Annotated in this window: 20 protein-coding genes; 7 read left to right on the top strand and 13 right to left on the bottom strand. The window is 67.0% G+C overall.

Annotated features, from left to right (window positions below):
- Positions 1-35: 35 nt before the first annotated feature.
- A complete protein-coding gene (gene yegQ, locus ACRQ5J_RS04825; RefSeq protein WP_432381450.1) occupies positions 36-1,391 on the top strand; it encodes a tRNA 5-hydroxyuridine modification protein YegQ in 1,356 nt (451 codons plus the stop codon).
- Positions 1,392-1,552: 161 nt separating this feature from the next.
- A complete protein-coding gene (locus tag ACRQ5J_RS04820; RefSeq protein WP_432381449.1) occupies positions 1,553-2,410 on the top strand; it encodes a CAP domain-containing protein in 858 nt (285 codons plus the stop codon).
- A gap of 4 nt (positions 2,411-2,414) precedes the next feature.
- Here the strand turns inward: ACRQ5J_RS04820 and ACRQ5J_RS04815 are convergent, their stop codons facing one another.
- Genes ACRQ5J_RS04815 through ACRQ5J_RS04795 form a run of 5 tightly spaced genes read right to left on the bottom strand, consistent with a single transcriptional unit; the run spans position 2,415 to position 8,082 of the window.
- Positions 2,415-2,951, bottom strand: coding sequence for a DUF2058 domain-containing protein (locus tag ACRQ5J_RS04815; RefSeq protein ID WP_432381447.1), 537 nt, complete (start codon positions 2,949-2,951; stop codon positions 2,415-2,417).
- Positions 2,952-2,996: 45 nt separating this feature from the next.
- Positions 2,997-4,418 carry an efflux transporter outer membrane subunit gene (locus ACRQ5J_RS04810; RefSeq protein WP_432381445.1) on the bottom strand — a complete coding sequence of 474 codons (1,422 nt, stop codon included), beginning with the start codon at positions 4,416-4,418 and terminating at the stop codon, positions 2,997-2,999.
- A gap of 12 nt (positions 4,419-4,430) precedes the next feature.
- Entirely contained in the window at positions 4,431-5,519 is a 1,089-nt protein-coding gene (locus tag ACRQ5J_RS04805) for an efflux RND transporter periplasmic adaptor subunit (protein ID WP_432381444.1), read from the bottom strand.
- On the bottom strand, positions 5,516-7,618 hold the full coding sequence (locus tag ACRQ5J_RS04800; protein WP_432381443.1) for an FUSC family protein: 2,103 nt from the start codon (positions 7,616-7,618) through the stop codon (positions 5,516-5,518). Before ACRQ5J_RS04800 ends, ACRQ5J_RS04805 begins: the two co-directional genes overlap by 4 nt.
- A gap of 14 nt (positions 7,619-7,632) precedes the next feature.
- Positions 7,633-8,082 (bottom strand): MarR family winged helix-turn-helix transcriptional regulator, encoded by a 450-nt coding sequence (locus ACRQ5J_RS04795; protein WP_432381441.1) that lies wholly within the window; start codon positions 8,080-8,082, stop codon positions 7,633-7,635.
- Between the two features lie 115 nt (positions 8,083-8,197).
- Here ACRQ5J_RS04795 and ACRQ5J_RS04790 point away from each other — a divergent pair, with 115 nt between their 5' ends.
- Positions 8,198-10,129: a prolyl oligopeptidase family serine peptidase gene (locus ACRQ5J_RS04790; RefSeq protein ID WP_432381440.1), complete on the top strand. Its 1,932-nt coding sequence runs from the start codon at positions 8,198-8,200 to the stop codon at positions 10,127-10,129.
- A 68-nt stretch (positions 10,130-10,197) separates the two neighbouring features.
- On the opposite strand, the gene ACRQ5J_RS04785 is transcribed toward ACRQ5J_RS04790, so the two are convergent.
- The 4 genes from ACRQ5J_RS04785 to ACRQ5J_RS04770 all read right to left on the bottom strand — a co-directional run bounded on the left by ACRQ5J_RS04785 (position 10,198) and on the right by ACRQ5J_RS04770 (position 14,695).
- Positions 10,198-12,360: a M16 family metallopeptidase gene (locus ACRQ5J_RS04785; RefSeq protein WP_432381438.1), complete on the bottom strand. Its 2,163-nt coding sequence runs from the start codon at positions 12,358-12,360 to the stop codon at positions 10,198-10,200.
- Positions 12,347-12,694 carry an insulinase family protein gene (locus ACRQ5J_RS04780; RefSeq protein WP_432383588.1) on the bottom strand — a complete coding sequence of 116 codons (348 nt, stop codon included), beginning with the start codon at positions 12,692-12,694 and terminating at the stop codon, positions 12,347-12,349. Before ACRQ5J_RS04780 ends, ACRQ5J_RS04785 begins: the two co-directional genes overlap by 14 nt.
- On the bottom strand, positions 12,691-12,966 hold the full coding sequence (locus ACRQ5J_RS04775; protein ID WP_432383730.1) for a hypothetical protein: 276 nt from the start codon (positions 12,964-12,966) through the stop codon (positions 12,691-12,693). Before ACRQ5J_RS04775 ends, ACRQ5J_RS04780 begins: the two co-directional genes overlap by 4 nt.
- A gap of 91 nt (positions 12,967-13,057) precedes the next feature.
- On the bottom strand, positions 13,058-14,695 hold the full coding sequence (locus ACRQ5J_RS04770) for a M28 family metallopeptidase (protein ID WP_432383587.1): 1,638 nt from the start codon (positions 14,693-14,695) through the stop codon (positions 13,058-13,060).
- A 140-nt stretch (positions 14,696-14,835) separates the two neighbouring features.
- Between ACRQ5J_RS04770 and ACRQ5J_RS04765 the strand changes: the two genes are divergently transcribed.
- The 3 genes from ACRQ5J_RS04765 (at position 14,836) to ACRQ5J_RS04755 (ending at position 17,331) form a co-directional block, all read left to right on the top strand.
- Complete coding sequence (locus tag ACRQ5J_RS04765) at positions 14,836-15,750, top strand: DUF2167 domain-containing protein (protein ID WP_432381436.1); 915 nt, start codon at positions 14,836-14,838, stop codon at positions 15,748-15,750.
- A 3-nt stretch (positions 15,751-15,753) separates the two neighbouring features.
- The gene (locus ACRQ5J_RS04760; protein WP_432381434.1) at positions 15,754-16,461 is read left to right on the top strand and encodes a site-2 protease family protein; all 708 of its coding nucleotides are present in this window, start codon (positions 15,754-15,756) and stop codon (positions 16,459-16,461) included.
- A 63-nt stretch (positions 16,462-16,524) separates the two neighbouring features.
- The gene (locus tag ACRQ5J_RS04755) at positions 16,525-17,331 is read left to right on the top strand and encodes a DNA-formamidopyrimidine glycosylase family protein (RefSeq protein ID WP_432381433.1); all 807 of its coding nucleotides are present in this window, start codon (positions 16,525-16,527) and stop codon (positions 17,329-17,331) included.
- Here ACRQ5J_RS04755 and ACRQ5J_RS04750 read toward each other — a convergent pair.
- The 4 genes from ACRQ5J_RS04750 to ACRQ5J_RS04735 form a co-directional block, all read right to left on the bottom strand.
- Positions 17,273-18,835, bottom strand: a complete 1,563-nt coding sequence (locus ACRQ5J_RS04750; protein WP_432381431.1) for a GntP family permease — start codon at positions 18,833-18,835, stop codon at positions 17,273-17,275. The genes ACRQ5J_RS04755 and ACRQ5J_RS04750 overlap by 59 nt on opposite strands.
- Positions 18,836-18,905: 70 nt before the next feature.
- Positions 18,906-20,216, bottom strand: a complete 1,311-nt coding sequence (locus ACRQ5J_RS04745; protein WP_432381429.1) for a PP2C family protein-serine/threonine phosphatase — start codon at positions 20,214-20,216, stop codon at positions 18,906-18,908.
- Positions 20,213-20,683 (bottom strand): ATP-binding protein, encoded by a 471-nt coding sequence (locus ACRQ5J_RS04740; protein ID WP_432381427.1) that lies wholly within the window; start codon positions 20,681-20,683, stop codon positions 20,213-20,215. Before ACRQ5J_RS04740 ends, ACRQ5J_RS04745 begins: the two co-directional genes overlap by 4 nt.
- Positions 20,680-21,024: an STAS domain-containing protein gene (locus ACRQ5J_RS04735; RefSeq protein ID WP_432381426.1), complete on the bottom strand. Its 345-nt coding sequence runs from the start codon at positions 21,022-21,024 to the stop codon at positions 20,680-20,682. Before ACRQ5J_RS04735 ends, ACRQ5J_RS04740 begins: the two co-directional genes overlap by 4 nt.
- 127 nt (positions 21,025-21,151) lie before the next feature.
- Between ACRQ5J_RS04735 and ACRQ5J_RS04730 the strand changes: the two genes are divergently transcribed.
- A complete protein-coding gene (locus ACRQ5J_RS04730) occupies positions 21,152-22,300 on the top strand; it encodes a TIGR04552 family protein (RefSeq protein ID WP_432381425.1) in 1,149 nt (382 codons plus the stop codon).
- Positions 22,301-22,325 lie beyond the last annotated feature (25 nt).

Below are 22,325 nucleotides of genomic sequence, written 5' to 3'. Positions count from 1 at the left end.
GTCGTGACTAGAATCCACGACTTTGCCCGCCGTTTATGCTCAAAGCCCCCGAACTCCTCCTCCCCGCCGGCTCGCTCGACAAGATGCACGCCGCCTTCGACTTCGGCGCCGACGCCGTCTATGCCGGCCAGCCGCGCTACAGCCTGCGCGTGCGCAACAACGACTTCTCCACCTTGCAGGCGCTGCAGGAGGGCATCGACGGCGCCCACGCGCGCGGCAAGCAGTTCTTCGTCGCCAGCAACATCTTCGCCCACAACGCCAAGCTCAAGACCTATCTGCGCGACATGGAACCGGTCATCGCCATGAAGCCGGATGCGCTGATCATGGCCGATCCCGGCCTGATCATGATGGTGCGCGACAAATGGCCGGAGGTGCCGGTGCACCTGTCGGTGCAGGCCAACGCCGTCAACTGGGCCGACGTCAAGTTCTGGCACCGCATGGGGCTGACGCGCGTGATCCTGTCGCGCGAACTGTCGCTCGATGAAATCGAGGAAATCCGCCAGCAGTGCCCGGAGATGGAGCTGGAAGTGTTCGTCCACGGCGCGCTGTGCATTGCCTACTCGGGCCGCTGCCTGCTGTCGGGCTACTTCAACCACCGCGACTCCAACCAGGGCACGTGCACCAACTCCTGCCGCTGGGACTACAAGGTGCAGCAGGCGCAGGAAGACGCCAGCGGCGATTTCGCCAAGGTGATTCCGCTGCAATTCAAGCAGGCCCTGCAGCAAGCCGAGCAGCAGCCGTTGTCGTCGCTGCACCAGCAGCCGCGCCACCCGCTGGCCGACCAGGCTTACCTGATCGAGGAAGCCGAACGCCCGGGCCAGCTGATGCCGATCATGGAAGACGAACACGGCACCTACATCATGAACTCCAAGGATTTGCGCGCCGTCGAGCACATCGGGCGGCTGGTCAGGATCGGCGTCGACTCGCTCAAGGTCGAGGGCCGCACCAAGTCGCTGTACTACGCGGCGCGCACGGCGCAGGTGTACCGCCAGGCGATCGACGACGCCGTGGCCGGCCGGCCGTTCGATATCGACCTGCTGGGCCAGCTGCAAGGACTGGCCAACCGCGGCTACACCGACGGCTTCTACCAGCGCCACCATACCCAGTCTTATCAGAACTATATGCGCGGCGCGTCCGAGGCCAACCGCAGCCAGTACGTCGGCGACGTGCTCAGCGTGGCCGACGGCTGGGCGCGGGTCGCGGTGAAGAACCGCTTCGCGGTCGGCGACCGCATCGAGGTCATCCACCCTGGCGGCAACCGCGACATCGAACTGACCCGCATGCTGTCGGACGACGGCGCCGAAATCAGCGTGGCGCCCGGCAGCGGCCACATCGTCCGCATCGCCCTCGACGCCGCGCTGGACCGCGCGCTGCTGGCGCGCTATTTGTAAGCGGCATTAAGCCACACGAAGCGACACGGCCGGGATTTCCCCGGCTACAACATTGCCAGTCCGGCAGCACCCGAAAGCCACAGGAACACCAAAATTATTGCGACACGGCAATAAACGTGAGATTATGCACAGGAACTTAAATTTCCATATGGAAAATTATCTTGCTGGCAAAATTCTTCATCGCTGCGCTGTTCCTGATCTCCGCTACTGCCTCCGCGCAGCCGGACGGCGACGCCTTGACCAGCATGATCAATGCCTACCGCAAGGCGCCGGGCGCCTGCCAGGACGGCGCCACGCAGGCGGTCGCCGAACTCAAGCCGAAAGCGGCGCTGGCCGCGCTGCGCATCCAGCCGGGCGCCTCGTTGTCGGCCACGCTGGCCAAGGCCGGCTATCCGAACGCCAAGGCCGACGCCATCTCGGTCAGCGGCGCCAGCACCTTGCAGGCCGCGTTCGCCATGCTGCGCCAGAGCTACTGCCGCGTGCTGCTCAACGGCAGCTACACCGACATCGGCGCCTCGCGCAACGGCGGCGAGTGGACGGTGGTGCTGGCGCGCGCCACCGCCCCGCTGCCGTCGGCCAGTTTCGCCTCGTGGCAGGACGCCGGCGCAGCCATCCTGGAAAGTGTCAACGCCGCCCGCGCCACGGGCCGCATGTGCGGCAACCGCGCCTTCCCGCCGGCGGCGCCGCTGCGCTGGAACGCCAGTCTCGGCCGCGCCGCCCTGGTGCACAGCGGCGACATGGCGGAAAAACGCTACTTCAGCCATGCCGACCAGGCCGGCCGCCGCGTCGGCGACCGCGCCAACGAGGCTGGCTACAGCTGGGCGCGCGTCGGCGAGAATCTGGCCTACGGCCTGAACACGCCGCAGGAAACCGTCAACGGCTGGCTGTCCAGCCCAAGCCATTGCGCCAACATCATGAACGGCGAATTCTCCGAAATGGGCGCCGCCTTCGTCGTCACCGCCGACCAGGGCGCCGGCGTGACCTACTGGACGCAAACGTTCGGCAAGCCACGCATCTAAGCTCTTACCACATCAGATCATCAGGGATCTTGAAGGCGGCGTATGGGTCGTCCTCTTCCACCTCGGCAGCAGCCTGTTTGACGCGCACCACGATGTCCGGATTGCGCTCGGCGATCTTGTCGGCGATCACGCGCGGCACCAGTTCATAGCCGGCGCCCGCGCCAACGATGACCAGGCGGCCAGCGACCAGATGCTCGCGCACCGCCGCGCTGACGTAGATGCGCTCGATCTTGGTGCCGTAGGTGAAGTTGTAGGCGATGTCGGCGCCCTTGCCCTTGTCCTGCTTATTCTGCTGCACCATCTGCGCGATCTGCGCGGCGATGGCTTTCTGCTGCGCGATGGCGTCGCGCTCGGCGTTGGCCAGGCGCGCCTTCTCGGCGGCCTGGCGCTGCTGCTCCTGCGCCGCCAGCCGGGTCTCGTCGACCGTCTCGATGCCGGCGCGGCGATTATCCTTTTCCTGCTTGCCCTTGGTCTGATTGGCGACTTTGACTTTCTTCTTGTCGACCAAACCGGCCTTTAATAACTGGTCCGCCAGTCCCATGATGTGCTACTCCTTATAAACGAAGGCAGTAGCATACCATCCCCGTCACTTCTCCCAGCCGCCGCCCAGCGCCAGGAACAGCGCCACCTGGTCGGCGGCCAGCGCCGCGTCGGAGGCCGCCCAGGCGGCGTCGGTTGCGGCCAGCGTGCGGTCGGCGTCCAGCACCGTCAGGAAATCGGTGCGGCCATACTGGTACAGCCGGTGCGACTGCGCGGAGGCCAGCGCGCTTTCGTCGCGCGCCACCTTCAGCGCGGCGTTGCGATCCAGTTCGCGGGCGTAGACGGTCATCGCGCTTTCCACTTCCTTCAGCGCGTTGAGCACCGTGCCGTCGAACTTCGCCAGCGCGCCATCGCCGCCGGCTTCCGCCTGGGCGATGCGGCTGCGGGCGGCGCCGGTGTCGGGCAGCGTCCACGAGATCAGCGGGCCAAGGCTCCAGCGGAAGGCGTTGCCGGCGCCGAAGTGGTCCAGCAGGCCGGTGCTGCCGATCGAGGCGCCCAGGCTGATGTTCGGATACAGGTCCGCCGTCGCCACGCCGATGCGCGCGGTGGCGGCGGCCAGGTTGCGCTCCGCCTGGCGGATGTCGGGCCGGCGGCGCAGCAGCGCGGCGCCGTCGCCGACCGGAATCTGCGTGGTCAGGCGCGGCGCGGCCTGGCATTGCAGCAGATGCATATTCATTTCGCCGGGCGTCTGGCCGGTCAGCGCGGCCAGGCGATAGTGCGCGGTGCGGTGCTGCGCGTCCAGCGGCGGCAAGGCCGCCTGCAACTGCGCCAGCTGGCTGCGGGCGCGGGCGACATCGATGGCGGTGCCTCGGCCGGCGCGTGTGCGCTGCTCGGTCAGCGCGACGAATTTTTGCTGCAAGTCCACCGATTGCTGCGCCACGCCGATCTGGCGCACGGCCGCACAGGCGTCGGCATAGGCGCGCGCGGTGTCGGCGGCCACCGTCACGCGTACCATGTCCAGCGCCGCTTGCGCGGCCTGGGTGTCGGCGTTGGCCGCTTCCACAGCGCGCGCGATCTTGCCGAACATGTCGGTCTGGTAGGAGACGTGGATGCCGGCGTCGTAGTTGAAACGGTCCGGCAGCGCGGTTTTGGAGCCGGCCGCCACGCCGGACGAACGGCCGACGCCCGGCGCGGCGCTGATGCTCGCTTCCGGCCTGCGTTCTTCTTCCGTCTGATCCAGCACGGCGCGGGTGCGCGCCAGGTTGGCCGAGGCCACGCGCAGGTCGGTGTTGGCGGCCAGCGCCTTCTGGATCAGCTGATCGAGCACCGGGTCGTCATATAAGCGCCACCAGTGCGCCGGCAGCGGTTGCTGCTTGTAGACCGCCTCCTGCGCGCCGAGGAAAGGCGCGGCCGCCTCGGCGCGCTTGGCCACCGCCTGCTGCGGCACGCTGTAATTCGGGCCGACGGTGCTGCACGCGGCGAGCGCCGCGGCCAGCGTTACGCCGCCCAGGATTTTCAATGTATTCATCGCATCCTCCGCTTACGAGTGTTTGGCCTGCACGTCCACCGTCACGGTCTGGCCGGCGACCAGGCGCGCGCCGGCCGGCAGCGCGTCCAGCTTGATGCGCACCGGGATGCGCTGCGCCAGGCGTACCCAGTTGAAGGACGGGTTGACGCTGGAGAGCAGGTTGGACGAGGTGGTGCGGTCGCGGTCCGCGATGCCGCCGGACAGGCTTTCAACATGGCCGGTCAGACGCAACGAGGCGCCCATCGGCAGCACATCCACTGCGTCGCCGACTTGAATCGCCGGCAGCTTGGTCTCTTCGAAGTAGCCTTCCACGTAGTAGGAATCGCTGTCGATCAGCGCCATCACCGCGTGGCCGGCCGTAACGTAGGACCCCATGCGCAGGTCCAGGTTGGAGATGGTGCCGTTGACGGGTGAGACGATGCGCGTGCGCTCCAGATTCAGCTTGGCCACATCGCGCGCCACCTCGGCTTGCGCCAGCGCCGCGCGCAGCTGGTCCACGCGCGACGAACCCTGCTCGCGCGTTTCGTCCGACACCAGGTCGCGCAGGTCGTTGTTGCGGCGCGCTTCCTTCTGCGCCTGCGCCAGCGTGGTGCGCTGCGCCTGCACGGCGGCTTCGGCCTGGCGCAGCGCCAGCTCGAAGCGCGCGCGGTCGACTTCAAACAGCACCTGCCCCGCTTTCACCTGCTGGTTGTCGCGCACCAGCACATTGGTGACCTGGCCGGTGACGTCCGGTGCTACTTGCACCACGTCCGCCTTGACGCGGCCGTCGCGGGTCCACGGTTCAACTTCATAGTGCTGCCACAGGCGCCATGCCAGCGCCGCCGCGATCACTACCGCCACCATGGTGACGGCGAAACGGCCAGTGGCCATCATTGTATTTTTGAGGTTCATGTTCAGCCCCGATTGAGTTAACAGTGTGGAGAAGCTGCCCAGCAAAATGAAGAACAGCGCAAATTCAAACAGCGCCGGATGCCACACCAGGCGGTAGAAGCCCACGCGCATCAGCAGCCGGCCCAGCACGCGCGTGCAGATCAGCGCCAGGATGGACAGCAGCAGCAAGGTGGGTACGTATAGTCCGTACAGACTCAGTTCAGCAGTCACGATGCAATCTCCGGTTGATAGGCGGCGGCGCGCGGGAACAGGTCGCGCCGCATGCTGGCCAGCACGGCGGCGGCTTGCGGGCGCGCTTCGCCGACGGCAGCGGCGGCGCAGACCGCGCGCAGCGTGCCGTCGATGCGGTCCAGCAGCGGCGCCGGCGCCTGGCCGTGGGTGTGGCCGCCGTTGCCGAAATAGCCGTTCAGTTTTTGCAGCAGCGGTTGCAGCGCCACGCCGGCCTGCTCCAGTTGCTGCCGCATGGCACACAGCTGCGCCACGTGCAGGCCGACGCGCAGCTCGCGCAGGCCGTCCACCGCCACCGCGCGCGCTTCCGGCGTCGGATGGGCGATGGCCAGGCGCGGCATCAGCAGGCCGATACGGTCCACCATGCGCGCCGAGATGCGCACCAGCGCATCGCGCGCTGCCGCTGGCGATGACGCTGCCGTAGCACGCGGCCTCCGCGCGGCCAGCGTCGGCGCCGGCCCGGCTGGCGCCATCCGCGTCATTTGCGCCACCTCGCGGCGCGCGGTGCGCAGCATGCGGCGCGCCATCCAGTCGCCGCCCACCGTGCGTATCAGGCTGGTGATGACGGCGGCGGCGATAAAGCCGAACAGCTGCGCCACCATGCTGTTCAGGAAGTTGGGGATATCCAGCGTGCCGGTATCCTGCAACGACAGCGTGCCGGCCACGCCGATCAGGAACGCCAGCGAGCTGCCCGCCGTGGCGGGGCGCGGCATGAACACGCCGCCGACCAGGAACACCGGCGCCAGCGTCAGCGCCAGCATTTCATAGCTGTGCACCGCCGGCAGCACGCACAGGATGTAGAACGCCGCCACCGGCATCGAGATCACCGTCCATTTGACGAACATGCGGATCAGCGGCACCGGGTTGTCCTGCGTGGCGAAGAAGCAGCAGGCCACGCCGGCCATCATCGGCGCGGCGGCGCCGGACGGCCAGCCGGTCACAATCCAGAAGGCGCAGCATACGAGGATGGTCAGCACCGTCGCCAGCGCCGAACGCAGCGCCATGCCATGGTCGCGGTGCAGCACCGTCGGCGACAGGTGCGGCGTATAGCCGGCCGCCCCGCCCTGCATCACGGTACTGACGTTGGTGCGCAGTTCCAGGCTGTCCTCGCACGCCTCGATCAGCGCGTCCAGCCGCTGCGCCAGATTCAGGCGCAGGATGTCGCTCCAGCTGGCGTTGGCCGCCAGCGCGGGCTGCAATTGCGCCAGTTCCGCGCGCAATTGCGCCGCGCGGGCCGGATCGGCGTCGCGGCCGGCCGCCACCCAGGCGGCGATGTCGTCGAGCACGCGGGTCCACGGCGCCAGGCTGTCCGGGTCCTCTGCGCGCAACGCCTCAAGGCGATCCTCCACCGCCAGCAGCAGCGGCACCATCACCGCCAGGCGGTCGTGCAGGCCATGCACCATGCTGGCGGTCCAGCGCAGCTGCGAGGTATCGAACGGCAAATGGGTCGACATCACCCGCAGCTCGCTGATTTCGCCGGCCAGCGCCAGCCGCGTGTGGGTGTTGGGCACACTGGCGGCGCCGGGCTTCAGCACATCGCTCATCCAGCGCTGCGCGTCGGCGACAGCGCGGTCCAGGCGGGCCAGCAGCACCGGGCCCACGCCCTGCGGGAACAGCAGCGAGTGCACCACGGTGGCCGACAGGATGCCGATGGTGATTTCCTCCACCCGCGCCAGGCCGGTGTCGAAGATGGCCGACGGATCGCTCACCGCCGGAAAACCGATCAGGCCCGCCGTGTAGCCGGCCAGCATGAAGATATACGAGCGCGGCGTGCGGTCCAGCAGCGAGATATACAGGCACAGGCCCACCCAGCAGGCCAGCGCCAGCGACAGCAGCTCGGGCGCATTGGCCATGCGCGGCACCATGACGATGGTGGCGGCGCTGCCGATCAGCGTGCCGCAGACGCGGAACAGCGCCTTCGAGCGCACCGCGCCGGAAAACGGGCTGGCGACAATGTAGGCGGTCATCATCGCCCAGAACGGGCGCGGCAGACCGGCGGCCAGCGAGACGTACAGCGCCAGCATCGAGGCGGCGAAGCACTTGGCCGAGAACAGCAGCTCGCTGGCGGTAGGCGACTTCATGATACCCCCGCCGCTTACGCCGCGTTGCGGCCGGCCAGCACCTGGTCCAGCCGCGTCAGCACGCGCACCGTGGCCTCCACGTCGGCCTGCGGCATGTCCTTGAACAGATCGCGGCGGAACGGCGCCAGCGCCTTTTCCAGCCGTTCGGCGATCTTCTTGCCGGCGGCCGTCAGCGACAAGGTCTTGGCGCGGCGGTCGCTCGGATCGTCCTGCCGCAGCACCAGCCCGGCCGCCACCAGTTGATCGATGATGCGCACCAGCGACGGCGGCTCGATGCCGACGGCGTCCGCCACCTGCCCCGGACGCACGCCGTCGCCGAGGCGCGAAATCATCAGCACCGGCCAGGCGCTGGCGTGCGACAGCTCGAAATCGGCCGTCAGCGCGTCCGCCGCACCCTTGTAGGAGCGCGCCACGTGGATCAGCGTGTGGGTCAGGGTCATCAGGGTTTTGTCGTAGCTGCTCATCGCGGACTCGCTCAAATATACTTAGGATGCTAAATATTAGCATCAAACGAAAATCTTTGCTGGGCACGGCGCCGGAATTGAGCTATCGTTGGTTTTTAAACATGGTTTCCAAACGATGAAACTGACTGCCACCCTGCTCGCCGGCCTGCTTGCCGCCGGCGCCACGTCCGCCGCCGAGGCGCCGATCGCGCTGGAAAAATTCTTCCAGAAGCCCGCCACGACCGGCGCCAGCATTTCGCCCGACGGCCGTCACGTCGCCGTGCGCAAGATGTCGCCTGCAGGCCGCAGCATGCTGCTGGTGGTGGACGTGGAAACCCGTGAGCAAAAACCGGTGGCCGCCTTCCGCAATGCCGATGTCAGGCATTTCTACTGGCTCAACGACAAGCGCCTGGCCTACACCGCGCACAACGTCGACGAGGGCGGCGACATCGGCAAGCCCGGCCTGTACGCGGTCGACCGCGACGGCGCCGGCGTCGCCGGCCTGTCATACACCGTCGACAAGCCGCGCGCGTTTGCCGACACCGACCGCGCCGGCGGTTATCTGGCGCAGGCCAGCATCAACGGTTTCCCGCTGCGTAAATCGGACGATATGTTCGTGGTGGTGGACAACGCTGGCGCGCAGGTGCTGGGCCGCATCGACACCCACAGCGGCAGGATCGCCGACATCAACGCCCCGCGCGGCACCTACCGGTGGCTGGTCGATCCGGGCGGCACGGTGCGCGTGGCAACAGCGCGCCGGCAGGGCAAGGACGTGGTGCTGCTGAAGGAAGGCAGCGGCTGGCGCGAGCTGGCCGCGTTCGACCCGGCGTCGCCGGACGCCTTCAAGCCGGTGCTGTTCCTCGACGACACGCTGTACGTGCGCGCCCATCGTGGCCGCGACGAGGCGGCCATCTTCCGCTACGACGTGCACAACAAGGCGCTGGCCGACACGCCGATGATCTCGGTCCCCGGCTTCGACGCCGACGGCTACTTCCTGCTCGACGATAACAAGATCCTCGGCTACCGCGTCAACACCGACAACGAAACCACCGTCTGGTTCGACGCCGGCATGAAAGCCTTGCAGCAGGAGGTGGACGCGCTGCTGCCCGGCACCCTCAACACACTGAGCACGGGCAGCCACAGCGAAACGGCCTATGTGCTGATCGACGCCCACCGCGACATCCAGGACCATATCTACTTCCTCTACCACCGCAGCACGAAGCAGCTGGTGCGCCTGGGCGCGTCGCGGCCGGACATGGACCCGGACCGCATGGGCATGATGGCGCTGGAGCGCTACCCGGCGCGCGACGGCATGCAGATTCCGGTGGCCGTGACCTTCCCCAACCCGTCCAGCAAGAAGCCGGCGCCCACCGTGGTGCTGGTCGGCGATCCGCAGTGGCAGCGCAGCGGCTTTTGGGAATGGAACGACGAGGTGCAGTTCCTCGCCTCGCGCGGCTATCTGGTGCTGCAACCGCAGCCGCGCGGCACCGAGGGCTTTGGCCGCGCCCACGCGGCGGCCGGCAGCAGGCAGTGGGGACGCGCGATCCAGGACGACATCGCCGATGCCGTCAAATGGGCGGCGCAGCACGGCTATGCCGATGCCAGCCGTGTCTGCATCGCCGGCGGCGGCTACGGCGGCTATGCGGCCATGATGGGACTGGCGCGCAATCCGGAACTGTTCAAATGCGGCGTCAGCTGGTCCGGCATCACCGACCTCAACGCCATGTTCGAGCGCAACTGGGTCGGCAGCGCCGACCAGCGCGCGCTGCCGCAGCTGCGCGCCGCCATCGGCGATCCCAAGCTGGACGCGGCGCAGCTGAAGGAAACGTCGCCGCTGTACAACGCCGCGCGCATCGGGCAGCCGGTGCTGCTGGCCTACGGCAAACAAGACGGCCGCGTGCCGTATGGCGATGGCCGCAAGTTCTACACGGCGCTGACCGGCGCCGGCAACCAGCGCGTGGAATGGCTGGAATACGCGCCGGATGTGGAAGACGCCAAAACCCAGAACAACCGCATCGACCTGTGGCGCCGCATCGAGGCCTTCCTGGCCCGGCATATCGGCCAATAAAAAACCGGCACGGCGCCGGGGCGGCGTGCCGGTTGGCGGTTAGCCGTTAGCGGCCGTGCGGCAGACGCTTACTGCAGCGGCTTGCCGTCGGCGTCGATCTTGCGCACCTCGCCCAAATTCAGCGAGCGCACGCCCGCCTCCACCTTGCTCAGGTCGCCCACCACCAGCCACACCAGGCGGTTCGGCGTGATGCTGCGCGCGGCCAGCGCGTTGGCCTGTTCCGGCGTCAGCGCCATCACCTTGCCGGTGTAGCGGTTGTAATAGTCCTGCGGCAGCTTGTAGCGGATGATGTTGGCGTAGCCGTTCGACAGCTGCGACGCCGTTTCAAAACTGCCCGGCAGGCGCAACGTCAGGTTGGTCTTGGCGTCGGCCAGCTCGGCGGCGCTGATCGGCTTGGCGCCGGCGATGTTGCCGTATTCCTTGACCAGCTCCTGCAACGCTTCCTTGGTCTTGTCGGTCTGCACCGGCGACATGCTGGTGTAGAGGCGCTGCCCCACCGACGGCTGCAGGAAGGCGCTGACGCCGTACGACCAGTGCTTGTCCTCGCGCAGATTCATATTGATGCGCGAACTGAAGTTGCCGCCGAAGACGTTGTTGACCACGCTCAGCTCGACCTCGTCCGGCGCGTTGCGCGGCGTCGCCAGCTGCGCGCCGTAGATCACGCTCTGCTGCGCGCCCGGCTTGTCCAGCAGGTAGACCAGCGGCTTCTCCTGCGGCGCCACGGTGGCGATGTTCTTCTGCGGCGCCGTGCCCGGCTTCCAGCCGGCGAAGGTTTTCTCCAGCAGCGGCGTGATCTCCGCCAGCGTGGTGTCGCCCACCACCAGCAGCGTGGCGTTGTTCGGCTTGAACCAGGCCTGGTGGTAGTTCACCAGGTCGTCGCGGCGCAGCTTGCTGACGGCAGCCTCGCTGCCGCTGCCGCTGACCGGCAAGGCGTAGGCGTGGCCGGCGCCGTACACCAGCTGCGGCAGCACGCGCAGGCCCATCTCGGTCGGCGAGGTTTTCTCGCGCGCGATGGCGGCCAGGCGGTTTTTCTTCAGGCGCTCCAGTTCGTTCTGCGCGAAAGCCGGATGCTGCACCACGTCGGCATACACTTCCAGCGCCTTCGGCATGGTGGCCTTCAGCGTGTTGAGGCTGACGGTGGCGCTGTCGAGCGAGGTGCTGACGCCGAACTCCGCGCCCAGCGCGGCAAAGGCCTCGCTGATGGCGGCCGCGCTGCGGCTGCTGGTGCCCTCTTCCAGCATGCTGCCGGTCAGGCTGGCCAGGCCCTCGGTCTGCGGCGTATCCGAGGCGAAGCCGGCGTCGACGATCAGCGCGAAGTTGACCAGCGGCGCCGCGCGGCGCTCGGCCAGCACCACTTTCAGGCCGTTCGACAGCGTGGCCTGCTGCATCGGCGGCAGGTTCAGCGCTTCCGGCTTGCCCAGCGCCGGCGGCTGGCTGCGGTCGAGCTTGGCCGTGGTGGTCAGGTTGGTCGGGTAAGGCTGCACTTCCAGCACGTAGTCGCCATCGCTCAGCCATGCCTGCAACGCTTGCCTGACCTGCGCCGGCGTGGCCGCCTTGACGGCTTTCAGGTAGTCCTTGTAGCAATCCGGGTTGCCGGTGTAGGTGGTGCAACTGGCCAGCAGGTCGCTCTTGCCGCCGAAGCCGCCGATGCGCTCGACGATGCGGGTGTACTGCGCCAGGATGGCGGTCTTGGCCACTTCCAGCTCGGCGGCGGTGGGGCCGGACTTGATCAGCGCCTGCAGTTCTTCATCGGCCGCCCGTTCCAGCGCGGCGACGTCGCCGCCCGGGCGCGCCGTCAGCACCGAGTAGAACTGGCCGGCGATTTCGGACGTGTAGTTGCCGGCGCTGGCGTCGGTGGCCAGCTGGTCCTTGTAGACCAGGCGCTTGTAGTAGCGCGAGGTCTTGCCGCCGCCCAGCACGTGCGCGGCCAGGTCCAGCAGCGGCTCGGTGGCGGTGGCGACGCCCGGCACGTTCCACACGCGGTAAACGCGCGCCTGCGGCACGCGGTCCTGCACCATGCCGCGGTGGGTGCCGGTGCGCTTGGCGATCCATGCCTGCTGCTTGGCCAACGGCGGGCCCGGCGGTATGTCGCCGTAGTATTTCTCCACCTTGGCGCGCGCCTCTTCCGGCGTGATGTCGCCGGCCAGCACCAGCGTCACGTTGTTGGGGCCGTAGTTGGTCTTGAACCATTCCTGCACGTCGGCCATCGAAGCGGCGTCAAGGTCGGCCATCGAGCCGATCGTGGTCCACGAATACGGGTGGCCGGCCGGCCGGTGTTCTCGGCCAGCAGCGTGCGGGTGATGCCATACGGGCGGTTCTCGCCCTGGCGCTTTCGTTCTGCACCACGCCGCGCTGCAGGTCCAGCTTCTTCTGGTCCAGCACGCCGAGCAGGTGGCCCATGCGGTCGCTTTCGGCGAACAGCGCGTAGTCCAGCATCGAGGTCGGCACGTTCTGGAAATAGTTGGTGCGGTCGGGATTGGTGGTGCCGTTCAGGTCGGTCGCGCCGATGCGTTCCAGCGCGTTCAGGTAAGTATGGTTGAAGTTCTCGCTGCCGCTGAACATCAGGTGTTCGAACAGGTGGGCGAAGCCGGTCTTGCCCGGCTTTTCATTCTTCGAGCCGACGTGATACCGGTGTTGATGGCCACCACCGGCGTCTTGTGGTCCTCGTGCACCAGCAAGGTCAGGCCGTTCTTCAGCACAAACCTGGTGTAGGGGATGTCGGGGATGGCGATGTCGGCCCTGGCGGCCGGCTTGGGGGCGTCGGCGGCGTGCAGCGCGCCGGCGGACAACATGGCGATGGCCAGCGCGATGGCGCTGCGACGGATAGCAAGGGTCATGCGGTATCTCCTGAAAAGACCTGCAAAAAAGGCGCCGGCATGGCAGCCGGCGCCTGACCATTCTATTGCGAATTAAGCAATCGTGCTATTTTTATTTCCGTTTGGCAGCAGTCGCGTCGCGCGCGGCGCGGAACTCGGCGTCCTTGGACCAGTTCGGCCAGGCTGTCGAGTCGGCCAGATCGCGGCCCAGCGCATACAGCATGCCTAGGTCGTGCGACATGCCGGCGAAGCTCCAGTCGGCGCTCCACTCGTCGGACGGCTGGTGGTAGTTGTTGGTCACATAGGATTCCTCGATCTTGTGGCCGGCCGCCAGGCCGCCGTCGACCAGGTCGTCGCCGGAACCATACGAGATGGCCGGCACGCCGCGCTTGGCGAACGGGAAGTGGTCCGAACGGAAGAAGTGGCCGGCTTCCGGTTTCGGGTCCGGCGCGTACACCAGGTTCCACTGCCTGGCCTTGGCCACCAGCTGGTCCAGCAGGTCCAGCCTGGCGCTGCCGGAAATGGTGAAGTTGCGCGCCACGCCGTGCGGGCTGAGCGCGTCCATATTGATGACGCCGACCGTGGTGGCCAGCGGATACAGCGGGTTGGCCGCGTAGTATTCCGAGCCGAGCAGGCCCTTCTCTTCGGCGGTCACCGCCAGGAACACCACGCTGCGCGCCGGCTTCGGCGCCTTGCCATAGGCGCGCGCCAGTTCCAGCAGCGCGGCGATGCCGGTGCCGTTGTCGACCGCGCCGTTGTAGATCTTGTCGCCCTTGGCGTCCGGCAGGCCGACGCCGAGGTGGTCCCAGTGGCCGCTGTAGATCACGGTTTCGTTCGGCGATTTGGCGCCGGCCACGCGCGCGGCCACGTTCTTCGACACGATCACCTGCGCGTCCACCGCGTACTTGGCCGACAGCGTGACGCCTTTCAGCTCGGCCGGCTTGAAGTCGCGCGTTTGCGCCTGCTTCTTCAGCGCCTCGAAATCGAGGCCGCCGCGCTTGAACAGGTCGACCGCCAGGTCGCGCTGTATCCACGCTTCCATCGGCGCGTGCGCCTGCTGCGGCTGCTTGCGCACGATGTCGTACATGACGTTGGTGTTGGAATTCTTCACCGTGTTCCAGCCGTACGAGGCCGGCGCGGTTTCGTGGACGATGATGGTGCCCAGCGCGCCGCGGCGCGCCATCTCTTCATACTTGTAGGTCCAGCGGCCGTAGTAGGTCATGGCCTTGCCGCCGAAGTCGCCCTGGCCGGTCTCGAAGTCCGGGTCGTTGATCAGCACCACGGCCAGCTTGCCCTTCAGGTCCTGGCCCTTGAAGTCGTCCCACTGGCGCTCCGGCGCGGTGACGCCATAGCCGACGAACACCAGCGGCGCGTTCTTGAAGTCGACCAGCTTGGCGCCGTTCATGGCGGCGCGCACGGCCAGGTCGTCGCCCTGCTTCAGCGGCTGCACGGTCTTGCCGTCGCTCACGCTCAGCGTCACCGGCCCCTTGATTTCGAAACGGCCCAGCGGCACGTCCTGGGTCCAGCTGCGCTGGCCCTTGACGATGTCGCCGCCCGGTTGCAGGCCGGCGGCCTTGAATTGTTCGATCAGGTAGTTGACGGTCTTGGTTTCGCCGGCGGTGTTCGGGCCGCGGCCTTCGAATTCGTCGGACGACAGCACTTTGACGTCGTGCGACAGACGCTGGGCGTCAAACTCCGGGCCGGTGGCGGCGTGCGCGGCGAAAGCTGCCATCAGCGACAGCGCGAGCATGGTGTGTTTCAATCGGGACTCCCTGACGTTACGTGAAAAAACCATACTGCCACGATTCAACCTTGCCGACAATGCCATAAATAATTACCAAATGCGCAATAGTTTCCTGTAGGATATAGTCTTTATAGCAAGGAGTATTTATGCGCCGTCTGTTCACCGCCCTGCTCTGCCTGAGCCTGGCCATCTCGCTGCCTGCCGTTGCCGCCGATTCCGCGCCACAAATGACGGCCCAGCAGTTCCTCGCTTCGCTGACTTTCCGCGAAGGCAAAATCACCTTGCCGGGCGAGATCGCCACGCTCGACCTGCCGCCCAACTTCCGCTACCTCGATCCGGCCGACGCTGAAAAGCTGATTACCGACGGCTGGGGCAATCCGCCGGGCGCGAAGACGCTGGGCATGATCGTGCCGAGCGACGTCAACCCGCTGAGCCAGGCCGGCTGGGGCGTGGTGGTGACTTACGACAAGGACGGCCACGTCAAGGACGATGACGCCGACCACATCAACTATGCCGACCTGCTGAACGATATGAAGCAAGGCATGGAGGAACACAACAAGGAACGCAAGCAACAGGGCTATCCGGCGATGTCCCTGGTGGGCTGGGCCGAGCAGCCGAGCTACGACAAGGCACAGCACAAGCTGTACTGGGCCAAGGAACTGCACACCGAGGGCAGCAACGACAACGGCCTGAACTACAACATCCGCGTGCTGGGGCGCGAAGGCGTGCTGGTGCTGAACGCGGTGTCGGGCATGGTCCAGATCGCCGAGGTCAAGCAGGAGATGAAGAAGGTCACCGCTTTCACCGACTTCACGCCGGGCCACCGCTACAGCGACTTTAACGCCAACACCGACAAGGTCGCCGAATACGGCATCGCCGCGCTGGTGGCCGGCGGCGTCGCCGCCAAGCTGGGCTTCTTCGGCAAGATCTTTGCCGTGCTGCTGGCGTTCAAGAAATTCATCGTGCTGGGCGTGGCCGCGCTGGGCGGCTGGCTGTGGAAGCTGCTGGGCCGCAAGAAGGAAGCCGCCGCCTCGGGCGTCGACCTGAGCAAGCAGGAGTAAGCAGTGGGCAAGTTGATCATCTGGCTGCTGGCGGCCGGCAAAATGGGCAAGCTGCTGCTGACCTGCGGCACCATGCTGCTGTCGATTGTCGCCTATAGCTGGGTGTATGGATGGCGCTACGCGGTCGGTTTCGTCGCGCTGATCCTGGTGCACGAGATGGGCCACTATGTGGCGGCGCGCCAGCGCGGTTTGCAGGTGGGCGCGCCGACCTTCATCCCGTTCGTGGGCGCGTGGATCGAACTGAAGGAATTGCCGCATGACGTGGAAACCGAAGCCTACATCGGCTTCGCAGGGCCGCTGGCGGGCACGCTGGCCTCGCTGGCGTGCTACTACTTCGCGCGCAACAGCGACAGCGACCTGCTGCTGGCCGTAGCCTATTCCGGCTTCATGCTGAACCTGTTTAACCTGATCCCGATCTCGCCGCTCGACGGTGGCCGCATCACCGCCATCATCTCGCCCAAGGTGTGGCTGGCCGGCGTGCCGCTGCTGGCGGCGCTGTTCTTCTACCATCCGAGTCCGATGCTGATCCTGGTGGCGGTGCTGGCCTATCCGCAGATCAAGGAGGCGATCTGGGGCGGCTCCACGCGCGACGCCAGCTACTATGTCGTCACGCGCGACGCGCGCATCAACTACGGCGTAATGTACCTGGTGCTGGTGGCCTTCCTGGCCATGATGAGCTACAGCGTGCACGAGATGCTGCCGTCTCGGTGAACTAACGTACAGTCCGGCCTGCGCGGCGTGGCCACACTGGAGGCTTTCCAGCGGAGGCGCGTCATGCCGGAAGGACCATCAATCGTCATCATGCGCGAGGAAGCGGCCGGGTTTGCCGGGCGCACGATCAAGCATGCCAGCGGCAACACCAAGGCCGTCGATTTCGACGCGCTGGCCGGGCAACAGGTGCTGGCCGTGCGCAGCTGGGGCAAGCATTTCCTGATCCGGCTGCCGGACCTGGCGCTGCGCATCCACCTGCTGATGTTCGGCAGTTACCGCATCAACGAACGCAAGGACGGCGCCGAGCCGCGCCTGAGCCTGGGCTTTGACGACGGCCAGGAGTTCAATTTCTATACCTGTTCCGTCAAGACGCTGCCGCCCGATCTGGACACGCAGTACGACTGGTGCGCCGATGTGATGTCGGACGAATGGGACCCGAAGCTGGCGCTGAAAAAGCTGCGCGCGCAACCGGATATGCTGGTATGCGACGCCACGCTGGATCAGGAGATTTTTTCCGGCGCCGGCAATATCTTCAAGAACGAGGTGCTGTTCCGCATCCGCGTGCATCCGCTGTCGACGGTCGGCGCGCTGCCGGCCGCCAAGCTGCGCGAGCTGGTCGAGCAGATGCGCGTGTACGCCTTCGATTTCCTGCGCTGGAAAAAGGCGTTCGAGCTAAAGAAGCATTGGCTGGCGCACACCAAACGCATCTGCCCGCGCTGCGATATTCCTTTCCAAAAAGCCCATCTGGGCAAGACCCGGCGGCGCAGCTTCTTCTGCGCCAAGTGCCAGAAGCAGTATCCGCCGGCCCTCGTCAAACCAGCCCGGTCAGATAGTAAACTGCGATCACAAAGAACACCGCCAGCGTCTTGATGACGGTGATGCCGAAGATGTCGCGGTAAGACTGGCGGTGCGTCAGGCCGGTAACGGCCAGCAGCGTGATGACGGCGCCGTTGTGCGGCAGCGTGTCCATGCCGCCGCTGGCCATGGCAACCACGCGGTGCATCACTTCCAGCGGGATGTTGGCGGCTTCGGCCGCCTTGATGAACTGGTCGGACATGGCCGCCAGGGCGATGCTCATGCCGCCCGAGGCGGAGCCGGTAATGCCGGCCAGCGCGGTGACCGAGACGGCGGCGTTGACCAGCGGATCGGGCACGCTGCGCAGCGCATTGCTGACCGATAGAAAACCCGGCAGCGCGGCGATGACGCCGCCGAAGCCGTATTCGGAGGCGGTGTTCATCGCCGCCAGCAGCGCGCCGCCGACGGCGGCCTTGGTGCCTTCGGCGAAGGCGTCCTTGATACGGCCGAAGGCGGTGGCCACGGTCAGCAGGATGCCCAGCAACAGCGCGCCTTCCACCGCCCAGATGCCGATCACCGGCTTGATGGCCAGATTGACCGGCGCGTGCAGGCCGGGCAAGGCGTCGGCGGTCAGCGCGTAGCTGTCGCCATACCAGCCGGGAATCAGCTTGGTCAGCGCGAAATTCGCCACCCCAACCATCACCAGCGGCGCCAGCGACAGCAGCGGATGCGGCAGCCCGACGCCGCTCTTCGCCGCCGCGCCACCCGTTCCGGCCCGCGCGCCGGACCGGGCGCCGGTAGCGGCAGCTGTGCCGGCGACCGCTGCCGCACTTGCCGGCGTGCTGGCGGCGGGCGCCGGGACTGCGGTGGGCGCGCCGGTGGCGGACACCTTGCCGGCCGCTGGCGCAGCGCCGGCTGCCGCAGCATCGGCTGCCGCGCCGTCATAGCCCTCGCCCTTCGCCATCACGCTGCGGCGGCGCCATTCGAGGAACGCCAGGCCGGCGGCCAGCGTGGCGACCGAACCGATCACGCCCAGATACGGCGCCGCCCAGCCGGTCGTTTTGAAGAACGTCGTGGGAATGATGTTCTGGATCTGCGGCGTGCCCGGCAAGGTATCCATGGTGAACGAAAACGCGCCCAGCGCTATCGCCCCCGGCATCAGCCGCTTGGGAATATTGCTCTGCTTGTACAACTCCGCCGCGAACGGATACACGGCAAACACCACCACAAACAGCGACACGCCGCCATAGGTCAGCAAGGCACACACCAGCACGATCACCGCATTGGCGCGCGAGCGGCCGATGTACTTGATGGCAGCCACTACAATCGACTCGGAAAACCCGGACAACTCGATCAGTTTGCCAAACACCGCCCCCAGCAAAAACACCGGGAAGTACAGCTTGACGAAGCCCACCATCTTGTCCATGAAGATGCCGCTGAACACCGGCGCCACCGCGCCGGGATCGGTCAGCAGCACCGCGCCCAGCGCGGCTATCGGGGCAAACAGGATCACGCTGTAGCCGCGATACGCGGCCAGCATCAGGAATACCAGTGCAGCAAGAACGATCAGAAAGGACATGCAGGCTCCGCGAGGTGGTTATCTGCAGGATATTGTAGAACTTATTGCAACCCCGCGCAGCCGCGCCAGATCAAGCGGAACATGGCGATGGCGGCAGCGGCCGGCGGATCGCCAGCATGGTGCAGTCATCGTCGAGCAGCGGCCGGCCGGTGTGGGTGCTGACCGCCAGCCGCAGCAGGTCGAGCGCTTCCGGCAGCGGCCGCTGGCCCCACTGCGCCAGCAGCTGCAAGCAGCGCTGCTCGGAAAACTCGACGCCCGCGCCGTTGGCCGCCTCGGTCACGCCGTCCGTGTAGCACAGCAGCGTGGCGCCGGGCGCCAGCACGGTCTGCATGGCGCCAAACACCAGACCGGGAAAGGCGCCGACCAGCACGCCCCTGGGAATCGGCAGCAGGCTGGCGACGCCGTCCACCAGCAGCATCGGCGGACAATGGCCGCCATTCGAATAGCGCAGCAGGCCGGTATCGAGGTCGAGGAAGCCGCAGAACAGCGTGACGAACAGATTGGTATCGTTGCCGGCGCACAGCCGGTCATTGAGCGCGGCCAGCAACAGCGCCGGTTCGGTGATGCTCATCGCCAGCACGCGCAGCAGGCCGATCGCGCGCGCCATGAACAGCGCCGCCGCCACGCCATGGCCGGACACATCGCCGATGCAGATGAACAGCAGATGGTCGTCGATGAAAAAAGCGTCGAACAGGTCGCCGCCGACGTGCGAGGCCGGCTCCATCAGGCCGCACGCGTGCAGGTCGGCGCGCTCCGGAAACAGCGGCCGCTGCAACGGCAACATGCTGACCTGTAACTGGCGCGCGATGTCCAGCTCCTTGCGCAAATGCTGCAACTCCAGCGCCGTGCGCTGCGCCTGCAGGGCCGCCTCGTTGGAACGGCGCATGCGCCCGGTCAGCGTGGTCATCAGGTTGCTGGCGACGCCGGGCAGGGCCATCAGTTTTTGCCAGAACAGATCGCGCGACAGTTGCAGCACCTGCGATGGCTCGCGCGCCAGCACCTGCGCGGCCACCGGCTCGCCCTCGATGGCCGACAGTTCGCCGATCAGCTCGCCCGGCGCGACGGTAAGCACGCCGCCGCCCGCCGCGCCGTCAAGCCGCACTTCCAGCAAGCCCGACAGCAGAATGTAGACGCAGTGGTTGATCTCGCCATGCTGCAACAAGGGCGCGCCGGCCGGCAGGTCCAGCACCTCGGCCTCGGCCAGCGCGGCGTCCACCGCATCGGCGCTGGCCTGGCGGAACAGGCCGATCCAGTCCATGCCCTCGCGCCGGCGCTCGACCTGGCGGCTGTCGCGGTGATGGCCGCCCAGCAAATGGTCGAGGCCGTGGCGGCGCTGGCCGCTGCGGCGGAACGGCCTGCGCGTGATGCCGGAGCCGGTCACGCGCCGCCCCAGCGCACGGTGATGTGCAGGTGGTTGCAGCCGTCGCGGTGTTCGTAGTCCAGCTGGTCGGACTGGGCGCGCAGCATCAGCACGCCGAGGCCGCCGGGTTCGGTTTCAGCCAAGGTCAGCGGACGCGCCGGCACGGCCGCCCGCGTCAGGTCATAGGGCTGGCCGCCGTCGCTCACCGTCAGGGTGGCGCTGCGCTCGCGCAGCTGCAAACGCAGCCGCACCTCGGCGCCGGCCGGCAGGCCGCTATGGTCGAGAATATTGGCCAGCGCCTCGTGCAGGCACAGATCGAGGCGGGCGACGGCCTCGTCCGGCAGCGCGGGAGCCAAACTCGTCGTTCCCGCGCAGGCGGGAACCGATACCGAGCGCGCACACTCGGCGTGCAGCCAGGCCGCCGCGACGCGCAGCCCGGCCACTTGCGCCGGCAACGCCAGCGCGGCGCTGTGGACGGGCTGGCTCAAGCCAGCGCCGCCTCGTCGGCCTGCGCCAGGTCGCTGAACATCGGGATCACGGCATCGATGCCGGTGGTCGACAGCGTCCTGGCCACCGGGCCGTTGTCGCCGACGAACAGCACCATGCGCGAGCCGCGCTGCTGCATGGCGCGGGCGTTGGCAACAATCGCGCGGATACCGATCGAGGCCAGGAAATCGACGGCGCTCAGGTCGACCACGGCGCGCTGCCGGGCCGAGGCGGTCAGCGCCGCGAATTGCAGGGAGATAGCGTCGGTGCCGGCGATGTCGAGGCGGCCCGACAGGGCCACGCGGCGCAGGGAATCGTTGACGTCGGTATAGGCGATGGTCATGGAAGGTCCTAATACAGAGACGCGCACGCGGCGCGCACGCGGCCCAGCATACGCGCTGTTTATGACCGTTTCGTGACCCCGGCAAAGGCGGTATGATAGTTCTATACGCCAACAGGAGACCCTGGGCATGAGTGATTTGCACGCCTCGCTCAAGAGCGGCGACAAGCTGTCGTTGAACTGGACCTATCTGAACGCCATCGCCAACGGCGTCTCGGCCATCGACCTGGACGGGCTGGCCCTGCGCAACTTGCATGATGCGCGCCAGTTTGCGCGCGAGTACGGCTTCGACCTGGACCAGCCGGCCACGCCGGCGCTGCTGCGCCGCGCCCACGCGGAGGCGGTGGCCTTTATCCGCGACACGTTCCTGGCCCCCGCCGAAGCCGGACTGATCCCGCCCGAGGTGGCCGAGCCCGATGAAGTGCTGCAATTGCTGGTCTACGCCTCGCAGCGCGGGCAGCTGGCCGATGCGCGCCGCATGTGGGCCTGCGCGGTGCTGAAGGTCATGCACGGTATCTTTTACATCGACAACAACCTGAAGCTGCGCCACTTCCACGCCATCCGCGCGCAGGTGTTCGGTTCTCTGGACGAGGTGATCCGCCACGATGGCCAGCGCCACTTCCTGACCGACGGCGAGATCTGCCTGCCGCTGCTGCATTACGACCGCAAGGACAACAAGGGCCGCAACAGCATTCTGCTCAAGCTGCTGCAAAAGGCGGCCTACCTGGCGGCCGACATCTTCGACCATCTCGGCGTGCGGCTGGTGTTCGCCACCCGCTGCGAATGCCTGCTGGCCTTGCGCACCTTGCAGCGCGCCCACCTGCTGTCGGTGACCAATGTGGACGCCGGGCGCACACGCAACACCCTGCTCGACCTGGACGCGGCCAAGCAGGTGTTCTGCAAGCACCGCGCGCAGCTCGAACACAGCAAGACCTATCCGCTGGACCTGCTGCGGCAGATGGACGCCGAACTGGCCGAGATCGCCCAGCCGCAGACGCGCTGCGACAATCCGCACAGCGGCAGCGGCTTCAACAGCATGCAGGTGACGGTGCGCAAGATGATCCACGTGCAGCAGCTGGACGCGATGCCCGAGCAGGATTACGACGTGAGCTTTTTCTTCGAGTACGAAATCCAGCTGCTGGACGAGGCCAGCTACCAGCGCAGCCTGAGCGGCCCGGCCAGCCACGAGGCCTACAAGCAGCGCCAGGTCGACACCGCACGCACGCGCGTGTTCGGCCGCGAGCTGCTGCGCTGGATCGGGCAGCAGCAGCGCGCCTGAGCCAGCTGTGCGCCGCCAGAGGGCG

The organism is Duganella sp. P38 (assembly GCF_050859475.1).
Lineage (GTDB): Bacteria > Pseudomonadota > Gammaproteobacteria > Burkholderiales > Burkholderiaceae_D > Rugamonas.
Note: the sequence above shows the minus strand (reverse complement) of the source record. Positions and strands in the feature narration are given on the sequence as shown.

What these genes read in the sequence shown, in the direction of transcription:
- yegQ (WP_432381450.1), top strand. Translation starts at nt 36, where the DNA reads ATGCTCAAAGCCCCCGAACTCCTCCTCCCCGCCGGCTCGCTCGACAAG.
- ACRQ5J_RS04810 (WP_432381445.1), bottom strand. Translation starts at nt 4,418, where the DNA reads ATGAATACATTGAAAATCCTGGGCGGCGTAACGCTGGCCGCGGCGCTC.
- ACRQ5J_RS04790 (WP_432381440.1), top strand. Translation starts at nt 8,198, where the DNA reads ATGAAACTGACTGCCACCCTGCTCGCCGGCCTGCTTGCCGCCGGCGCC.
- ACRQ5J_RS04750 (WP_432381431.1), bottom strand. Translation starts at nt 18,835, where the DNA reads ATGTCCTTTCTGATCGTTCTTGCTGCACTGGTATTCCTGATGCTGGCC.
- ACRQ5J_RS04775 (WP_432383730.1), bottom strand. Translation starts at nt 12,966, where the DNA reads ATGACCCTTGCTATCCGTCGCAGCGCCATCGCGCTGGCCATCGCCATG.
- ACRQ5J_RS04765 (WP_432381436.1), top strand. Translation starts at nt 14,836, where the DNA reads ATGCGCCGTCTGTTCACCGCCCTGCTCTGCCTGAGCCTGGCCATCTCG.
- ACRQ5J_RS04795 (WP_432381441.1), bottom strand. Translation starts at nt 8,082, where the DNA reads ATGAGCAGCTACGACAAAACCCTGATGACCCTGACCCACACGCTGATC.
- ACRQ5J_RS04815 (WP_432381447.1), bottom strand. Translation starts at nt 2,951, where the DNA reads ATGGGACTGGCGGACCAGTTATTAAAGGCCGGTTTGGTCGACAAGAAG.
- ACRQ5J_RS04730 (WP_432381425.1), top strand. Translation starts at nt 21,152, where the DNA reads ATGAGTGATTTGCACGCCTCGCTCAAGAGCGGCGACAAGCTGTCGTTG.
- ACRQ5J_RS04735 (WP_432381426.1), bottom strand. Translation starts at nt 21,024, where the DNA reads ATGACCATCGCCTATACCGACGTCAACGATTCCCTGCGCCGCGTGGCC.
- ACRQ5J_RS04755 (WP_432381433.1), top strand. Translation starts at nt 16,525, where the DNA reads ATGCCGGAAGGACCATCAATCGTCATCATGCGCGAGGAAGCGGCCGGG.
- ACRQ5J_RS04785 (WP_432381438.1), bottom strand. Translation starts at nt 12,360, where the DNA reads ATGGCCGACCTTGACGCCGCTTCGATGGCCGACGTGCAGGAATGGTTC.
- ACRQ5J_RS04800 (WP_432381443.1), bottom strand. Translation starts at nt 7,618, where the DNA reads ATGAAGTCGCCTACCGCCAGCGAGCTGCTGTTCTCGGCCAAGTGCTTC.
- ACRQ5J_RS04770 (WP_432383587.1), bottom strand. Translation starts at nt 14,695, where the DNA reads ATGCTCGCGCTGTCGCTGATGGCAGCTTTCGCCGCGCACGCCGCCACC.